Source organism: Streptomyces sp. NPDC093094 (assembly GCF_044754345.1).
In the GTDB taxonomy this organism is placed as follows: domain Bacteria; phylum Actinomycetota; class Actinomycetes; order Streptomycetales; family Streptomycetaceae; genus Streptomyces.
The window spans coordinates 1-14,511 of the sequence record NZ_JBIVOX010000004.1 but is presented as its reverse complement, the minus strand read 5'-3'; the positions used below and the strand labels follow the sequence as shown (position 1 = coordinate 14,511).

The 14,511-nt window shown below is 72.4% G+C and carries 13 protein-coding genes; 3 read left to right on the top strand and 10 right to left on the bottom strand.

Annotated elements, in window-relative coordinates:
* Window positions 1–34 precede the first annotated feature (34 nt).
* The 6 genes from ACIQGV_RS08790 to ACIQGV_RS08765 form a co-directional block, all read right to left on the bottom strand.
* Entirely contained in the window at window positions 35–1,267 is a 1,233-nt protein-coding gene (locus ACIQGV_RS08790) for a cytochrome P450 (protein WP_402492464.1), read from the bottom strand.
* Window positions 1,264–2,487, bottom strand: a complete 1,224-nt coding sequence (locus ACIQGV_RS08785; protein WP_402492462.1) for a cytochrome P450 — start codon at window positions 2,485–2,487, stop codon at window positions 1,264–1,266. Before ACIQGV_RS08785 ends, ACIQGV_RS08790 begins: the two co-directional genes overlap by 4 nt.
* Window positions 2,484–3,104, bottom strand: a complete 621-nt coding sequence (locus ACIQGV_RS08780) for a GTP-binding protein (protein ID WP_402492460.1) — start codon at window positions 3,102–3,104, stop codon at window positions 2,484–2,486. Before ACIQGV_RS08780 ends, ACIQGV_RS08785 begins: the two co-directional genes overlap by 4 nt.
* Window positions 3,085–3,441, bottom strand: a complete 357-nt coding sequence (locus ACIQGV_RS08775) for a DUF742 domain-containing protein (RefSeq protein ID WP_402492459.1) — start codon at window positions 3,439–3,441, stop codon at window positions 3,085–3,087. The genes ACIQGV_RS08780 and ACIQGV_RS08775 overlap by 20 nt, the downstream gene beginning before the upstream one ends.
* Window positions 3,438–3,842, bottom strand: coding sequence for a roadblock/LC7 domain-containing protein (locus tag ACIQGV_RS08770; protein ID WP_402492457.1), 405 nt, complete (start codon window positions 3,840–3,842; stop codon window positions 3,438–3,440). The genes ACIQGV_RS08775 and ACIQGV_RS08770 overlap by 4 nt, the downstream gene beginning before the upstream one ends.
* A gap of 80 nt (window positions 3,843–3,922) precedes the next feature.
* Window positions 3,923–5,482, bottom strand: coding sequence for an ATP-binding protein (locus ACIQGV_RS08765; RefSeq protein ID WP_402492456.1), 1,560 nt, complete (start codon window positions 5,480–5,482; stop codon window positions 3,923–3,925).
* Between the two features lie 461 nt (window positions 5,483–5,943).
* Between ACIQGV_RS08765 and ACIQGV_RS08760 the strand changes: the two genes are divergently transcribed.
* Window positions 5,944–6,426 carry a DUF4231 domain-containing protein gene (locus tag ACIQGV_RS08760; protein ID WP_402492455.1) on the top strand — a complete coding sequence of 161 codons (483 nt, stop codon included), beginning with the start codon at window positions 5,944–5,946 and terminating at the stop codon, window positions 6,424–6,426.
* Window positions 6,427–6,434: 8 nt separating this feature from the next.
* Here the strand turns inward: ACIQGV_RS08760 and ACIQGV_RS08755 are convergent, their stop codons facing one another.
* Window positions 6,435–7,646 (bottom strand): FAD-dependent monooxygenase, encoded by a 1,212-nt coding sequence (locus ACIQGV_RS08755; protein WP_402492453.1) that lies wholly within the window; start codon window positions 7,644–7,646, stop codon window positions 6,435–6,437.
* Between the two features lie 125 nt (window positions 7,647–7,771).
* Here ACIQGV_RS08755 and ACIQGV_RS08750 point away from each other — a divergent pair, with 125 nt between their 5' ends.
* Entirely contained in the window at window positions 7,772–8,749 is a 978-nt protein-coding gene (locus ACIQGV_RS08750; protein WP_402492451.1) for a TetR/AcrR family transcriptional regulator C-terminal domain-containing protein, read from the top strand.
* 277 nt (window positions 8,750–9,026) lie between these two features.
* The gene (locus ACIQGV_RS08745; RefSeq protein WP_402492449.1) at window positions 9,027–9,428 is read left to right on the top strand and encodes a hypothetical protein; all 402 of its coding nucleotides are present in this window, start codon (window positions 9,027–9,029) and stop codon (window positions 9,426–9,428) included.
* A gap of 62 nt (window positions 9,429–9,490) precedes the next feature.
* On the opposite strand, the gene ligA is transcribed toward ACIQGV_RS08745, so the two are convergent.
* From ligA to ACIQGV_RS08730, 3 genes are all read right to left on the bottom strand, one after another.
* Window positions 9,491–11,539 carry an NAD-dependent DNA ligase LigA gene (ligA, locus tag ACIQGV_RS08740; RefSeq protein ID WP_402492447.1) on the bottom strand — a complete coding sequence of 683 codons (2,049 nt, stop codon included), beginning with the start codon at window positions 11,537–11,539 and terminating at the stop codon, window positions 9,491–9,493.
* A gap of 86 nt (window positions 11,540–11,625) precedes the next feature.
* Window positions 11,626–13,530 (bottom strand): AMP-dependent synthetase/ligase, encoded by a 1,905-nt coding sequence (locus tag ACIQGV_RS08735; RefSeq protein ID WP_402492445.1) that lies wholly within the window; start codon window positions 13,528–13,530, stop codon window positions 11,626–11,628.
* 251 nt (window positions 13,531–13,781) lie between these two features.
* A partial coding sequence (locus tag ACIQGV_RS08730; protein WP_402492443.1) for a 3-hydroxyacyl-CoA dehydrogenase family protein occupies window positions 13,782–14,511 on the bottom strand: 730 nt, incomplete at its 5' end.

The following is a 14,511-nucleotide window of genomic DNA, read 5'->3' as shown; positions in this document are numbered from 1 at the left end:
AGCGAAGGCGCGGGGCCGTCGGCCGATCAGGTCCTCACCGCTTGTCGGTCAGCCTCACCGGCAGTTCGAAGAGGTCGTTCTGGGTGACCACCGGCTTGTTCCTCAGTTCACCGGCCGGTACCGCCAGCTCCAGGCCGGGGAAGCGCTCGTACAGGGCGGGGAGCGCCACCCCGGCCTCCAGGCGGGAGAGCGCGGCGCCCGGGCAGACGTGGGGGCCGTGGCCGAAGGAGATGTGCCGGGTCGCCGGGGTGCGGGTGATGTCGAACTCCCCGGCGGTGGGGCCGTGCGCCTGCTCGTCCCGGCCGAGGGCGCCGTAGGAGACGATGAGCGCGTCACCGGCGGGCAGGACCTTGTCCCCGACCGGTACGTCCTCGGTGGCGAAGCGGATCAGCACGTGCGACGTGGGCGTGGAGAAGCGCAGCGTCTCCTCGACCACCGCGGACCAGTCCACGGCGCCGGACAGCACCAGGTCGCGCTGTTCGGGGTGGGCGGACAGATTGACCACGGCGTTGACGATCAGGGAGATGGTCGTCTCGTGGCCCGCCGCCACCATCAGCTGGAGGGTGGAGACGATCTCCTCGTCGGTGAGCCGGTCACCGTCCTCGGACGCGGCGATCAGCGCGCTGGTGAGATCGTCGCCCGGCCGCTCCCGCTTGCCGGCGACCGTCTCGGCCATGATGCCGGCGAGTTCGGTGAGGGTGGCGATGACCTCGTGCGGCGGGGTCTGCGTCGAGAAGAACTTCTCGAACAGCACCTTCAGCCGGGGCAGCCGCGCCTCCTCGATGCCCATCAGGTCGGCGATCACGTACATCGGCAGCGGGTACGCGAACGCAGCCTTGAGGTCGACCGCCTCCCCGTCGTCGGGCAGCTGGTCGAGCAGGGTCCGGGTGAGGTCCGTGATGCGTTCGCGCATCTGCTCCACGCGGCGCGGCGTGAGCGCCTGCGCCACCAGGGTCCGCAGCCTGCGGTGGTCGGCGCCGTCCACGGTGAGCATGGACCGGCCCGGGTTGGCCAGCCCGATGAGCGGCCAGTCGGCGGGGATCTCGCCGCGCTGCCAGGCTCCCCAGACGTTGATGTCCTTCACCAGGCGGGGGTCGGTCAGCAGCTGCCGGGCCTCGGCGTGGTGGGTGACCGCCCAGACCGGCACACCGCCGGGCAGCTCGACCGCGGCGAGCGGGCCCGCCTCGCGCAGGCGTGCGCTCTCCGCGTCGAGATCGGTGACGAAGGGGTCCAGGGCGATACGCGGCAGATCGGTGCCGGTGGTCATGCGGGGGTGCCTCCAAGCGCGGGGGTCGGGGTGAACCGCACAGGTAGTGCCGTGAGCCCTCGCAGCCAGGGCGAGGGGCGACGGGTCAGGGAGTCGGCGGGTACCGTCAGGTCGATGTCGGGCAGCCGGTCCAGCACCACCTCGATGGCGGTGCGGGCGATGACCTCGGCGACCTCCTGGGCGGGGAAGGGGCATCGGTGCTCGCCGTGGCCGAACGAGAAGTGGGCCTGGTTGCCGCCGGTCAGCGTGGCGCCGTCGGTGCGTACCTGCGGGTCGTCGTTGGCGCCCTGGAGGCCGAGCAGCAGCAGGTCGCCGGCGCGGATCGGCCGTCCGCCGAGCCGGGTGTCGCGGGAGGCCCAGCGGCCGGCCACGTTCTGGGTGGGCGTGTCCTCCCAGAGGACCTCGCTCATGGCCTCCGCGACGCTGTTGCGGCCGCCGAACAGGGACGCCGCGAAGCGTGTGTCGGTGAGCATCAGCCGCAGGGAGTTGCCGATCCAGTCGGCGGTCGGCTGATGGCCGGCCGCCATCATCACCATCAGGTCCTGCGCGATCTCCTCCGGGGTGAAGCCGCCCTTGTCGGCGAGCATCCGGGAGACGACGTCACGGGCCGGCGCGGCCTGACGCTCCGCCAGCAGGGCGGCCATCGACGCGGCCAGGTACTGCTGGCCCTCGATCGCCCGCTCCCGCCCGTCGATCATGTCGTTCAGCGCGGCGACCAGCGCGGGCCCCTCCTCCTCGGAGAAGCCGTAGAGCCGGGCCAGCACCCGTACGGGCAGCAGCATGGCGTACTCCCCGACCAGGTCGGCCTCGCCCTTGCCGCACAGCCCGTCGATCAGCTCGTCCGCGAACCGTTCGCAGTGGGAGCGCAGTTCGAAGGGGTCGACGGCCTCCAGGGCGTCGCTGATCATCCCGGCGCGCTCGCGGTGCCGTTCGCCGACGGTGTAGAGGATGGACGGCTGCTTGCGGCCGATCATCGGCAGCAGCGGCCAGTCGCCGGGGATCGAGTCCCACTGGTTCCACAGGTCGGAGTCACGGCTGAAGAGCACCGGATCACCGGTGACCTGGTGCAGTTCGCGGTACCCGACCACCAGCCAGGCGGGGACGTCGCCGTCGAGCAGCACCGGGACGACCGGCCCGTGCTCGCGGCGCATCTCCCGGTACAGCCGGGCCGGTTCGGTCTGGAACCGGGGCCCGCCCAGGGGGACGGGGGTGCTGTTCACGGGACCAGCTCCTGAAGGTGGTCGGGGTGCGGGGCTGCGTACTGGCTGCTGATGTGCTCGACGAGCGCGATGAGCACCTGCTTGCTGGACTCCCGGGAGCGGGCGTCGCAGTGCAGCAGGGGGACGTGCGGGTCCAGGTCGAGCGCGGCGCGGATCTCTGCCGGTGTGTGCGCGGGACCGCCGAAGTCGTTGCACGCCACGACGAACGGCGTGCCGTGGTGCTCCAGTCGGTCGATGGCGTACCAGGAGTCGTCGATCCGGCGGGTGTCCACGAGCACGACCGCGCCGAGGGTGCCCGAGAACAGGCGGTCCCACAGGAACCAGAAGCGCTCCTGGCCGGGAGCGCCGAACAGGTACAGCACATTGCGGGCGTCCAGGGTGATCCGGCCGAAGTCGAAGGCCACCGTCGTCGCGCTCTTGCCGCGCACGTCGCGGATGTCGTCGATGGCCTCGCCGGCCCGGGTCATCGTCTCCTCGGTGTTGAGCGGGCGTATCTCGCTCACCGAACGGACCATGGTCGTCTTGCCCACGCCGAAGCCGCCGACGATCACGATCTTGAGACCGTTGTCGGCGGAGGCAGCCAGCGGGGTGCGGGCGTCAGAGGTTGCGGAGTCCAACGAGCACCTGTTCCAGGATGTCGGGGGCGGGGAAGCCGGAGGACGCGGGCTTGCGGGGGTGGCGGGCGCTGACGCGGCCCTGGTCGAGGAGGTCGGTGAGCAGGATCCGGGTGATGCTCACCGGCAGTCGCAGCTCCGCGGCGATCTCGACCACGGCCGTGGGGCGTTCGGTCAGCCGCAGGATCGCCGCGTGCTCCGACTGCATGCCCACGACCGGCGCGGACTCGGCGACGACCAGCGTCACCAGGTCGAACGGGGAGTCCGGTGCGCTTCGGCTCCGGCCGCCGGTGACGGTGTAGAGCCGGTCGGGCGAGTCGTCCCGGCCTGGGCGGCTCATGACGTCCGCGGCTCGGCGCGCAGGTGTTCGCCGAGCTGCTCCACCAGCTCGTTCATGTGGTGGCCCACCAGGCCCGGATCGGCCTCCTCGGTGGTGACGACCGCGAGGTGGGCTCCCTCGCCGGCCTCCACGATGAACAGGACGCCGCCGTAGAACTCGGTCATCGCCGAGCGGACGCCTCCGCTGCCGTCGCCGAACTCCATCGAGGCTCCCTGGGACAGCGACTGGATGCCCGCGGCGATCGCTGCGAGCTGGTCGGCCTGATCGGTGGAGAGCTCCGGGGTGCGGCACAGTTTCAGACCGTCGCGGGAGAGCACGAGCGCGTGCCGTGCGCCCGGGGTGCGCTCCAGCAGGCCCTCGATCAGCCAGGTGAGTTTCTCGTCGGTGGTGGTGCCGGTCATGGGGTGGTATTGCCTTCCGGATACGAGGAGTGATCGGCGGCCGCCGGGGACGACGCCCGGCGGCAGGCGGTGTGCGGTGCCTATGCGGAGGGGGCGTCGGAGCCGGGCGCGGGCCGTGTCCCGGGCAGCGGGCCGGGCCGGGCCTCGGTGTGCGCCTCTGCCGGGGCGGGGCGGGGGCCGCCGGCGGTCCGGGAGTCCGTGCTTCCCCCGCGCACCGCCTGCCGGAAGCTGGTGAACCTGGCCGCCTGCGTCGGGATGTCGGTGGACGGCGCGCTCTGCTCCGCCGTCGGGGCGGACCGGGCGCGGGAACGCTCGGCCGCGGCGAGCGTGCGCCCACGGCTGCGCCGTGGCAGGCTCCCGGTCTCTCCGGTCCGCTCCTCGGGGCCGTCGGCCGCCGACGGCGTCCCCTCCGGGAGGGCGGGGCGCTCCGGGAAGCCGGCGGAGGCAGTGGTGTGGACGGGCGTGTCGTCCGGGTCGGCGGCGGTGGTCCCGGCGATGCCGTGGGACGCGCCGGGCACGGCCGCCGGCAGGGCCGGCAGCGGCTCGTCGGGGGCGGTGAGGATGTCCTGCGGCAGCAGCACCAGGACTCCCGTGCCGCCACGGGCCGACGGCCGGAAGGACACCTTCAGGCCGTGCTTGCGGGAGAGCCGGCCGACGACGGCCAGTCCCAGCCGGGTGCCGGTCAGACCGCCGAGCCCGGTGATGTCGCCGGAGACGGCGCGTTCGGCTCGCCGCAGCTGGACGTCGCCCATCACCAGTCCGCTGTCCTCCACGGAGACGAGGGCACCGGCCGGCACCTCTTCCACGTAGACATGGACCTCGGACGTCGGCGGGGAGAAGTTCGTGGCGTTGTCGAGCAGTTCCGCCAGGACGTGCATCACGCCCTCGGCGGCGTGTCCGACGACGGCGGTCTCGCTGGCCGAGTGGACACGCACCCGCTGGTAGCCGCCGATACGTCCCATGGCGCCCCGCAGGATGGACTCCATGGGGATGGGGCGGGCCCAGCGGCGGCCCGAGCGCGCGCCGGAGAGCACGGCGACGGAGTCGGCGACGCGGCCGGCCTGGGCCGTGCGGTGGTCCAGGTGGAGCAGGTCGGCCAGCACCTCCTCGTCGCTGTGCTTGTCCTCCATCGAACGCAGGTCGGCGAGGATGCCGTTGGCCAGGGCCTGGAGTCGCGCGGCTGCGTTGGCGGTGGCGGAGATCGCCGTCGCGCGTTCGGTCTCCGCCCGGCGGGCCCGCTCGGCCAGCCGGGCGTTGTCGCCGCGTACGCCTTCGAGGTCGTCGGCCAGCCGGCGCCGCTCCAGCGCCGCCTCGTCCGCGCGGCGCTCCAGCTCCTGGCCGAACTCCGCCTGCATCCCGGCCTTGTCCTGCAGAAGCCGGCCGAGGTCGCTGCTGACGGCGTCCAGCCGGCCGTGCAGCAGGCGGGCGGTGATGCGGTGGTGCGCGGCGACGGCCACGGCGGCGCCCAGCAGCACCGCGAGCGTTCCACCGCCCGAGGCGAACAGCATGCGCGCGTCCGGCGGGACGATCGTCGCCGCCGTACCGCCCACCACGGCGATGGCCGGCACGGCGGCGGCCAGGGCGGGCGGGAGCACCGTTCGTATGCCGGGGCGTCGGCCCGGCCGGCTGGGCGCAGTCATGAAGTGAGGTCCTCGACCGTGGCCCAGCGAGGGAACGGCGGCACATTTCCGCCGATTCGTCAACTGGTGTCCACAGTTGCTGAGTTGGTGAGAGGGGGCGAGTGGATTCTTTGTGCTTGTCATCAGTTATGTCAATCCACCGCCCATCTGGTGAACCCAGGGCGGAGATTCGTCGGCATTCGTGAGAAGTGACGCCGTCTTGCCCGGGTGTGACCGCCGCCGCCTCTTCCCCGCCCCGGATACGGACGGCGGCATTCCGGCCGAGAGGGCTCCAGGTCGCCGCGGCGGAAGGGACGGCGGGCCCCGGAGGCGAACCGGCCGTCCGGGCGGAGACGCCGGGGCGCCCGGCCCGTCACCACCGGTACGGGGCGACGGTCACCCCACGAGGCGGAGCCGTACAGTTGCAGGCCGGTGCGCGCCGGGTCGGGCCGCGCGGCGGCGACGGAGTCCTTGGGGGAAGAGTGCAGCCGAGCAGTGGACCGGGAGCGGGTCTCAGCCCGAGCGAGACGGCCGCACTCCTGCTGGACAAGATCCGGCAGGGCAACGCCTACGCCCGCAGCCGGAAGAGGCGGTTCCGCAGGAGCGCCTCGCTGATCAAGATAGTCACGCTGGCGCTGTCCGCCGCGTCCACGATCATATTGGGCCTGCAGAACCTCGACACATGGGCCGGTCTGGCCTTCGCGCTGGTGGCTCTGGGCACCTTGCTGGGGGCCGTCGAGCCGTTCTTCGACTGGCGTTCCCGGTGGGTGCTGATGGAGGAGGCCCAGTACCGGTTCCAGCGCCTCGCCGACGACCTCGAGTACCTGGTGGCGACCACTGCCGTGGAGGATCTCACCCACGACCGCCTCGGCGAGGTCTTCGGCAGGTACCAGGCGGTCTGGGACGACCTGAGTCGCACATGGCTGGAGAACCGCCGGGAGCCTATGCCGTCGACCGGCGCGTAGCGTCCCCGTCACAGGGTTCCCTCAGCGGGTGTGGGCTGCGGCGGCGCGGCGTAGTCGCGCAGCAGGACCGGGGTGGTGCGGGTGTTCTCGGGTGCCTGCGCGGCCAGCATGTCCAGGATCTCCTGGGTGGGTGCGGGCATGAAGAACCGTTCCGCGCCCTCGCGGCCCAGGGCCTGGTGCTCCGTCACATAGCCGCGCATCTCGCGCTCGTAGGCGGCGAAGGCCGTCGAGTGGTCACCGTCGGACGCGGCGAGTTCACCGGCGAGGACGTACGCGCCGATCAGTGCCTGGGAGGTGCCGCGGCCGGAGGTCGGGCCGGCGCAGTAGCCGGCGTCGCCGAGCAGCACGACCCGTCCCCTGGACCAGGTGTCCATCTCCACCTGGGCGTTGGCGTCGAAGAAGAAGTCCGTCGCCTGCGCCATCTCGTGGAGCAGACGCGGGATCTCCCAGCCGTCCTCCGAGAAGCGCTCGGCGATGAGGCGCCGCTGCCCGGCGAGGTCGTGGCGGTCGTACTCCACGTCCTCGGCGGCGAAGTGGAAAGCGGCGCGGGCCTCGGCATCGGCACGGGCGGTGAAGATGTTGGCGGCCCTGCCGGGGGCGGCGTAGAGGCGGCCCGTGTTCTTCAGGCCCAGGTAGTTGTCCAGGCTGAAGACGGCGGTGTAGATGCCGAGATGGCGCACGAACTGCTGCTCGGGGCCGAAGGCGAGCGCCCGGGTCCGCGAGTGCAGACCGTCGGCTCCCACGACCAGGTCGAAACGGCGGGGGGCGCCGCGCTCGAAGGTGACCCGGACACCGTGCTCGTCCTCCTCCAGGGTCGCGATCGAGTCCCCGAAGACGTACTCGACGTCGTCGCGGGTGGCCTCGTACAGCATCTTGGTCAGATCGCCCTTCAGGACCTCCAGATCGCCTGCGAAGACCACGGCGGGCAGGGTCGCGTACTGGCGGCCCTCGGCGTCCACCATCGCCGCATCGCCCATCTCGGTGTCCAGTTCACGGATCCGCTCCAGCAGGCCCATCCGGTCCAGCACGTCCAGCGCCTCGCCGCGGAAGTCCACCGCGTAGCCGCCCTCGCGCACAGTCTCGGCGCGCTCCACCACGGTGGGGACGAAGCCGTGGCGGCGCAGCCAGTAGGCGAGCGCGGGGCCGGCCACGCTGGCGCCGGAGATCAGCACGGTCCGGGCGGCGGCAGCGGCGGTCGTCGTCTCGGTCGTCTCGGTCATCTCGTGTTCCTCTCTCAGGTCGATGCGTACAACGTACGGACCTCAAATCGGCCTGTGAAGTGCAAAGTTGAGGAAGGCGCCCTAGTGCACTAGGTTCCGTGTACTAGTACACGGAGGGGTGCATCATGCCGGTAGAGCCGCCGTACGCCAGGATCGCCGCCGAACTGCGGCGGCGCATGGAGACGGGGGAGCTGCGCCCGGGTGACCGGGTGCCCTCCACACGGGCGGTGACCCAGCGGTGGGGGGTCGCCATGGCCACGGCGACCAAGGCGCTGGCCGTACTGCGGCAGGAGGGTCTGGTCAGGGCGGTGCCCGGGGTGGGAACCGTGGTCTGCGCCGTCCCTCGTGCGTCACGGGCGGCCGGAGCTGCGGCGGACCGGCGGACGACGGAGGAGTCGGCGGCGCGCCGGCGCCTGGTGCGGGCGGGGATCGCCATCGCTGACGCGGAGGGGGCGGCCGCGCTCACCATGCGCCGGCTGGCCGCCGAACTCGGCACCTCGGCGATGTCGTTGTACCGGCACGTGCAGAACCGGGACCAGCTCCTCGCGCTGATGGTCGACGCGGCCTACGGGGAGACGGAGCTGCCCGCCCGGGCCCCGTCGGGCTGGCGGCCCCGCCTCGAAGTCTCGGCCCGGGCCCAGTGGCGGCTCTACCAGGAACACCCCTGGCTGGCGGCCACGATGAACCTCGCCCGCCCGCTGCTCGCGCCCAACGGCATGCGCCACATCGAGTGGGCCCTGGCAGCCCTGGAGGGCCCCGGCCTCGACGCCGGCACCCGGATGCACGCGGCGGTCTCGCTGTTCGGGTTCGTCCGGGGCTGCGCGGTCGACCTCGCGGCGGAGCAGGAGGCGGGTCGGACCAGTGGTGTCACCGGGGACCAGTGGATGCAGGTCCAGGAGGCGCGGATGGCCGGGCTGCTGTCGGACGGCACTTTCCCGGCCTTCACCGCCGCCCGCAACGACCCCGGTCTGGACCTGTCCGGCGAGTCCCTGTTCACCTTCGGCCTCGACCGCCACCTCGACGGTCTGGCGGCGCTGATCGCCGCGGCAGGCGCTGCTGCCGAGCAGGAACCATCGCCCGAGCAGCAGGCGCCACCGGGCTGACGGCTTCCCGGCTGTCCGGCATCCGATACCGAAGGAAGGGCCGGTCCGGGCCGGTGCCTGAACGACCTGTTGCCGGTCCTGGTGTCACAGATCGGGCTGCCGCACAGTTCTCCACTATGGCGCGGGGTGCTCGTCCCCCCTACCCGCGACGCACCCCGCGCCGGCCCCCTCCCTCAGCAGTCCGCATCCCTCGTCGCGGGCGCCGACCGTGCGCCCTGCCGTGTCGAGCGCACCCCCCAAGAACACAAAAGCCCTGTCCGGGCGGAGGAGACACGCAATGACCAGCACAGCGGCAACACCGGCTCAGCCGGGAGCACCCATGGGCACCAGGTTCGTGCTGTACGCCTGTTTACCCGTCTCGCTCGGCGACGTCGCGGACGGCTCGCTCGACGCCGCACGGCGCTACGCCGGTGCGGCGGGCTACGAGGTCGTCGCCGAGTTCGTCGACCGGGCGGACCCTCTTGGCGGGAGGGACGGCTGTCCTCTCTGGCACCAGGCGCTCGGCGCCGTGGAGGAGGGCCGGGCCCAGGGCATCGTCACCCCGCTGATGGTGATGCTCGCGCGGGGGAAGGTCGGGCATCTGGCGGCATGGCAACGGCGCACGGGCGCGTACCTGCTGACCTCGTCCGCCATCGACACCCCTGCGGCGGCCGGGCTGCCCCCACGGGCAGCGGCGTGAGCCGACGCCGAAGCGAGCCGGGGGCAGGGCTGTCCGCGCCCCGCCCGCGGCCGAGGGGCGTGTCAGACGAGGTGGTCGGCGATCAGGGCGGCGAACTCGTCCTCGGTGAGGACTCTCGTGCCGAGCTGCTCGGCCTTGGCCAGTTTGGAGCCGGCGCCCTCGCCCGCGACGAGGATGGTGGTCTTCTTCGACACGCTGCCGGAGGCGATGCCGCCCGCCCGTTCGATGAGTTCGTTCATCTCGTTGCGGTTGCGGCCGGCCAGCGGCCCGTGCATGCCGCCCGTCACCACGACCGCCTCGCCGGCGAGCGGCTTGCTTCCCGGGCCCGCGTCGTCGGTGACGGGCTCGGTCATGTTCACCCCGGCCTCGGCCAGCTTGTCGATGACCGGGCCCAGTGTGGCGATGTGGGCCGCGATCTTCGGGGCGTTGGCCGCCGGGAGCTTGCGGACCTGTGCCAGTTCCTCCGGTGTGGCGGCGCGGACGGCGTCCATCGTGCCGAAGTGACGGGCGATCTCCCGCGAGAGCGTCCGGCCGGTGCGCACCACCCCCAGCGCGCAGAACACCCGGCTCAGCGGCTGCTCCTTGGCCTTGGCGAGCTGCACCAGGAGCGAGTCGGCGCGTCTGTCGCTGCCGGTCGCCCCGGCGAGCTGCTCGCGGGTGAGGAAGAACAGATCGGCGACGTCGTCGACCAGACCGGCCTCGACGAGGGCCTCCAGATAGGTCACGCCGAGACCGTCGATGTCGAGCTGGTCGCGGCCCACGGCGTACTTCAGGGACGGCAGCTTCCCGCAGCCGCCGCTCGCCCCGCCCGCGCACTCCCACCGCTCACCGGACTTGTCGATGTCTCCGCCGCATCCCGGGCACGCCTCGGGGAGGGCGATGTCGGTCTCCTCGCCCGTACGCAGCGCCACCACGGGCGCCTCCACACGCGGGATGATGTCGCCCGCCTTGTAGAGCAGGACCGTGTCGCCGACCTTCAGGCCGTTGTTGCGGATGAAGGCGGGGTTGTGCAGCGTCGCGTAGGTGACGGTGCTGCCGTCGACCTCCACCGGCTCCAGCACGGCGCGCGGGGCGATGTGACCGGTGCGGCCGACGTTCCACTCGACCGCGAGGAGCCTGGTCTGCGCCTCCACCGGAGGCAGCTTGTAGGCGACGGCCCAGTGCGGGTGGCGCGTGCCGGAGCCGGCGGACCGCTGCTCGGCGTGGTCGTCGGCCTTGACGACCACCCCGTCGATCCCGAACGGCAGCTCGGGGCGCAGACGCTGGATCTCCTCGACACGGGCCTGCGCCTCGGCGAGGGTGGCGTACACACGCAGCCCGACGTCGGTGGCGGAGGTGGTCTGCACGCCCAGCGCGGCGACCTGCTCCATGACGGCCTCGTGGCCGGTGCCGGTGAGGAAGTCGGCGCCGTCCAGCTGCACCGCCCCGTAGGCGAAGAAGGTCGTCTCGACGGTGTACGGCCGGTCCTTGGCCCGCAGGGTTCCGGCGGTGCCGTTGCGCGGGTTGGAGAAGACCTTCGCGTTGTGCGCGGCGCGGATCTCGTTCGCCTTCTCGAACTGGGCCCGGGTCAGCAGCACTTCACCGCGTATCTCCACAGTGGCGCCGCCGGGCACCTGGGTGGGAAGGCCCACGATCGAGCCGATCGCGTGACTGAGGTCCTCGCCGTGCGTGCCGTTCCCGCGCCCGACGAGCTGCACCAGGCGGCCGTCGCGGTAGCGCGCGGCCATCGCGGCGCCGTCCAGCTTCGGCTCCACCGCGTAACCGCCCTCGACCGGGTGGTCGATCCGCCGGGCCAGGGACGCGTCCCACTTCGCCAGGCCCTCCGCGTCGAAGACGTTGTCGAGGGAGAGCATGGCCACGGTGTGCGCCACCTCCCCCACCGGGGCCACCCCGCCGCCCACCTTGCCCGTGGGGGAGTCGGCCCGTACGTGGCCGGGGTGCGCCTGCTCGTAGGCGGCGATGCCGCGGGCGAGGGCGTCGTACGAGGCGTCGTCGAGGGTGGTGCTCCCGTCCCCGTAGTACGCCGCGCTCGCGGCGAGGGCCTGCTCGACCGCATGGTCGTAGGCGGCGCGGTCGGTCAGCGAAAGGGCAGGTGCGGCTGCTGTCGTCATGCGGTGATCCTTGCGCATGGGTCTGACAATCGGGTTCCGTGCGCCAGGCGCTCGGGCAGCGGGCGGGGCCGTTCCGTCCGCCGGGTTCAGCTCTCCCTGGTGCCCCGGTACATCTCGTCGACCTCCGCGGCGTACGTCCGCTCGACCACCGGGCGTCTGACCTTCAGGCTCGGCGTGAGTTCACCGTGCTCGACGTCCAGGTCGCGCGGGAGGAGGGTGAACTTCTTGATCGTCTGCCAGCGCTGGAGGTCACCGTTGAGGCGCTGGACGAAGCCGTCGACCAGGTGCCGGACCTCGGGCGTGGCGACCACGTCGGCGTAGGGTCTGTCCGACAGGCCGTGCCGGGCTGCCCACGGCATGAGGAGAGCCTCGTCCAGGGTGATCAGGGCGGTGCAGTAGTTGCGGCCGGCGCCGATCACCAGGACGTTGCTGACGAAGGGGCAGATCGCCTTGAATCCGGCCTCGATCTCGCTGGGCGCGATGTACTTGCCGCCGGAGGTCTTGAACAGGTCCTTCTTCCGGTCGGTGATCCGCAGGAAGCCGTCCCCGTCGAGCTCGCCGATGTCACCGGTGCGGAACCAGCCGTCCGCGTCCAGGGCCTCGGACGTCCTGTCGGGCAGGTGGTGGTAGCCGTGCATGACGCCGGGGCCGCGCAGCAGGACCTCGCCGTCGTCGGCGATCCGGATGTCGCAGCCGGGCAGTGCGGTGCCGACCGTACCGGTCCGCTGTCCGTGTTCACGGTTGACGGTGACCGGGCCCGTGGTCTCCGTCAGACCGTAGCCTTCCAGGACGGGCACGCCGACACCGGCGAAGAAGTGGGCGATCTCCGGCGCGAGCGCGGCACTGCCGGAGACCGTGCGGCTCAGCCGGCCGCCGAAGGCCGCGCGGATCCGGGCGTGGACGAGCCTGTCGGCGAGCGCGTGCCGGAGCCTGAGGGACAGCGGGGCGACGGCGCGTCCGGTGGCGACACGGTTCGCCTCGGTGGTCCGCGCGTACGCACGTGCCACCTCGGCGGCCCACAGGAAGATCCTGTACTTGACGCCGCCGTCGGCCCGGGCCCTGCCGGCGATGCCGTTGTAGACCTTCTCGAAGATCCGTGGCACGGCGGCCATGAGGGTCGGCCGGATGACGGGCAGGTTGTGCACGATCCGCTCCACGCGGCCGTCGACCGCCATGACATGACCGGTGTGGACCTGCCCGGAGATCAGGGTCTTGCCGAAGACGTGCGCCAGCGGCAGCCACAGGTACTGCACGTCGTCCGGGCCCATCCGCACCCCCTCGGCCTGTGCCGGACCCTGGTACGCCAGGCCGTCGTGCGACAGGCGCACTCCCTTGGGGCGGCCCGTGGTGCCGGAGGTGTAGACGAGGGTGGCGAGCCCGTCGCGGTCGATGGCGGCGACGGCCCGCTCCACCGCGTCCGGGTTCTCCTCCAGATGGCGGCGGCCCCGCTCCTCCAGCTCCGCCAGGGTGAGCACGGTCAGCCCCGCGGCTGCGGCGGCGGAGTCGTCGCCCGGCGCGTCGAAGACGACCACATGGGTCAGCCCGGGCGAACGGTCCTTGGCCCGCACGGCCTTGGCGAGCTGCACGGCGTCCTCGGCGAACAGCACGCGGCTGCCGGAGTCGGCGAGGATGAAGGCCGTCTCGTCGGCGTTGGTGCTGGGGTAGACGGTGGTGGTGGCGGCTCCGGCGCACAGGGTGCCGAGGTCGGCGAGGATCCATTCGACGCGGGTGGCCGAGGCGATGGCGACCCGGTCCTCGGAGCGGATCCCGAGGGCCATCAGCCCTGCGGCGACCGCTGTCACCCGCTGCGCGGTCTGCGCCCAGGTCAGCGAGCACCACTGCTCGGGCTCGGTGTCGGTGTCGGTGTCGGTGCGGGCGGAAAGGTCCGGGTACCGGTATGCCTCACGTTCCGGGGTGGCTTTCACCCTGTTGAGGAACGAGTGAGCCACAGAGGGCGGACGGTTCTCGATCGAGGACTGCACGGAACTCAACGGTGACCTCCAGGGCGGACAGCCGAGCGCGGAGAACGAGGGGATGGGACGGCTGCCGCCGCCCTCACCGGTCGACCGGTGACGGACGCCCCGTCGGGGCGGGCAGCCGTGCACGGCAAGCGGTGCCGGCCGGAGGGCCCGGCCGGTGCGGGAGAGGGGGAACGGGAGCGGCGGACGTTCACCCGCGAGGGGTGCCCGCACCTTGTCGGGCACCCCCGGGTCCGCACTTCCGGCCGCCCCGGAGAACGGCCCTACGACGCGTCGGTGAAGACCTCGCCGCGCTCGGCCTTCTCGACGAGCAGCGCGGGCGGGGTGAAGCGGTCGCCGTAGCGTGCGGCGAGTTCCCGCGCGCGGGCCACGAAGCCGGGCAGGCCCCCTTCGTAGCCGTTGACGTACTGGAGCACGCCACCCGTCCACGCGGGGAAGCCGATGCCCAGGATGGAGCCGATGTTGGCGTCGGCGACAGACGTCAGCACGCCCTCCTCCAGGAGGCGGACGGTGTCCAGAGCCTCGGAGAACAGCATGCGTTCCTGCATGTCACGGAACGGGATGGCGGCGTCGGGCCGGGTGAAGTGCTCGCGCAGGCCGGGCCAGAGCATGCCGCGGCTGCCGTCCTCGGCGTAGTCGTAGAAGCCGGCGCCGCCGCTGCGGCCGGTGCGGCCGAACTCGTCGACCATCCGGTCGACGACCTCGTCGGCGGGGTGACTGCTCCAGACGCCTCCGGCCTCCTCCACCGCCCGCCTGGACTCGCTCCGGATCTTGCGGGGCAGGGTGAGGGTCAGCTCGTCCATCAGGGACAGCACCCTGGCCGGGTAGCCGGCCTGGGCTGCGGCCTGCTCGACGGAGGCGGGCTCGGCGCCCTCGCCGACCATCGCCACGCCCTCGCTGATGAAGTGGCCGATGACGCGGGAGGTGAAGAAGCCGCGGGAGTCGCTGACCACGATGGGGGTCTTGTTGATCTGGCGGACCAGGTCGAAGGCG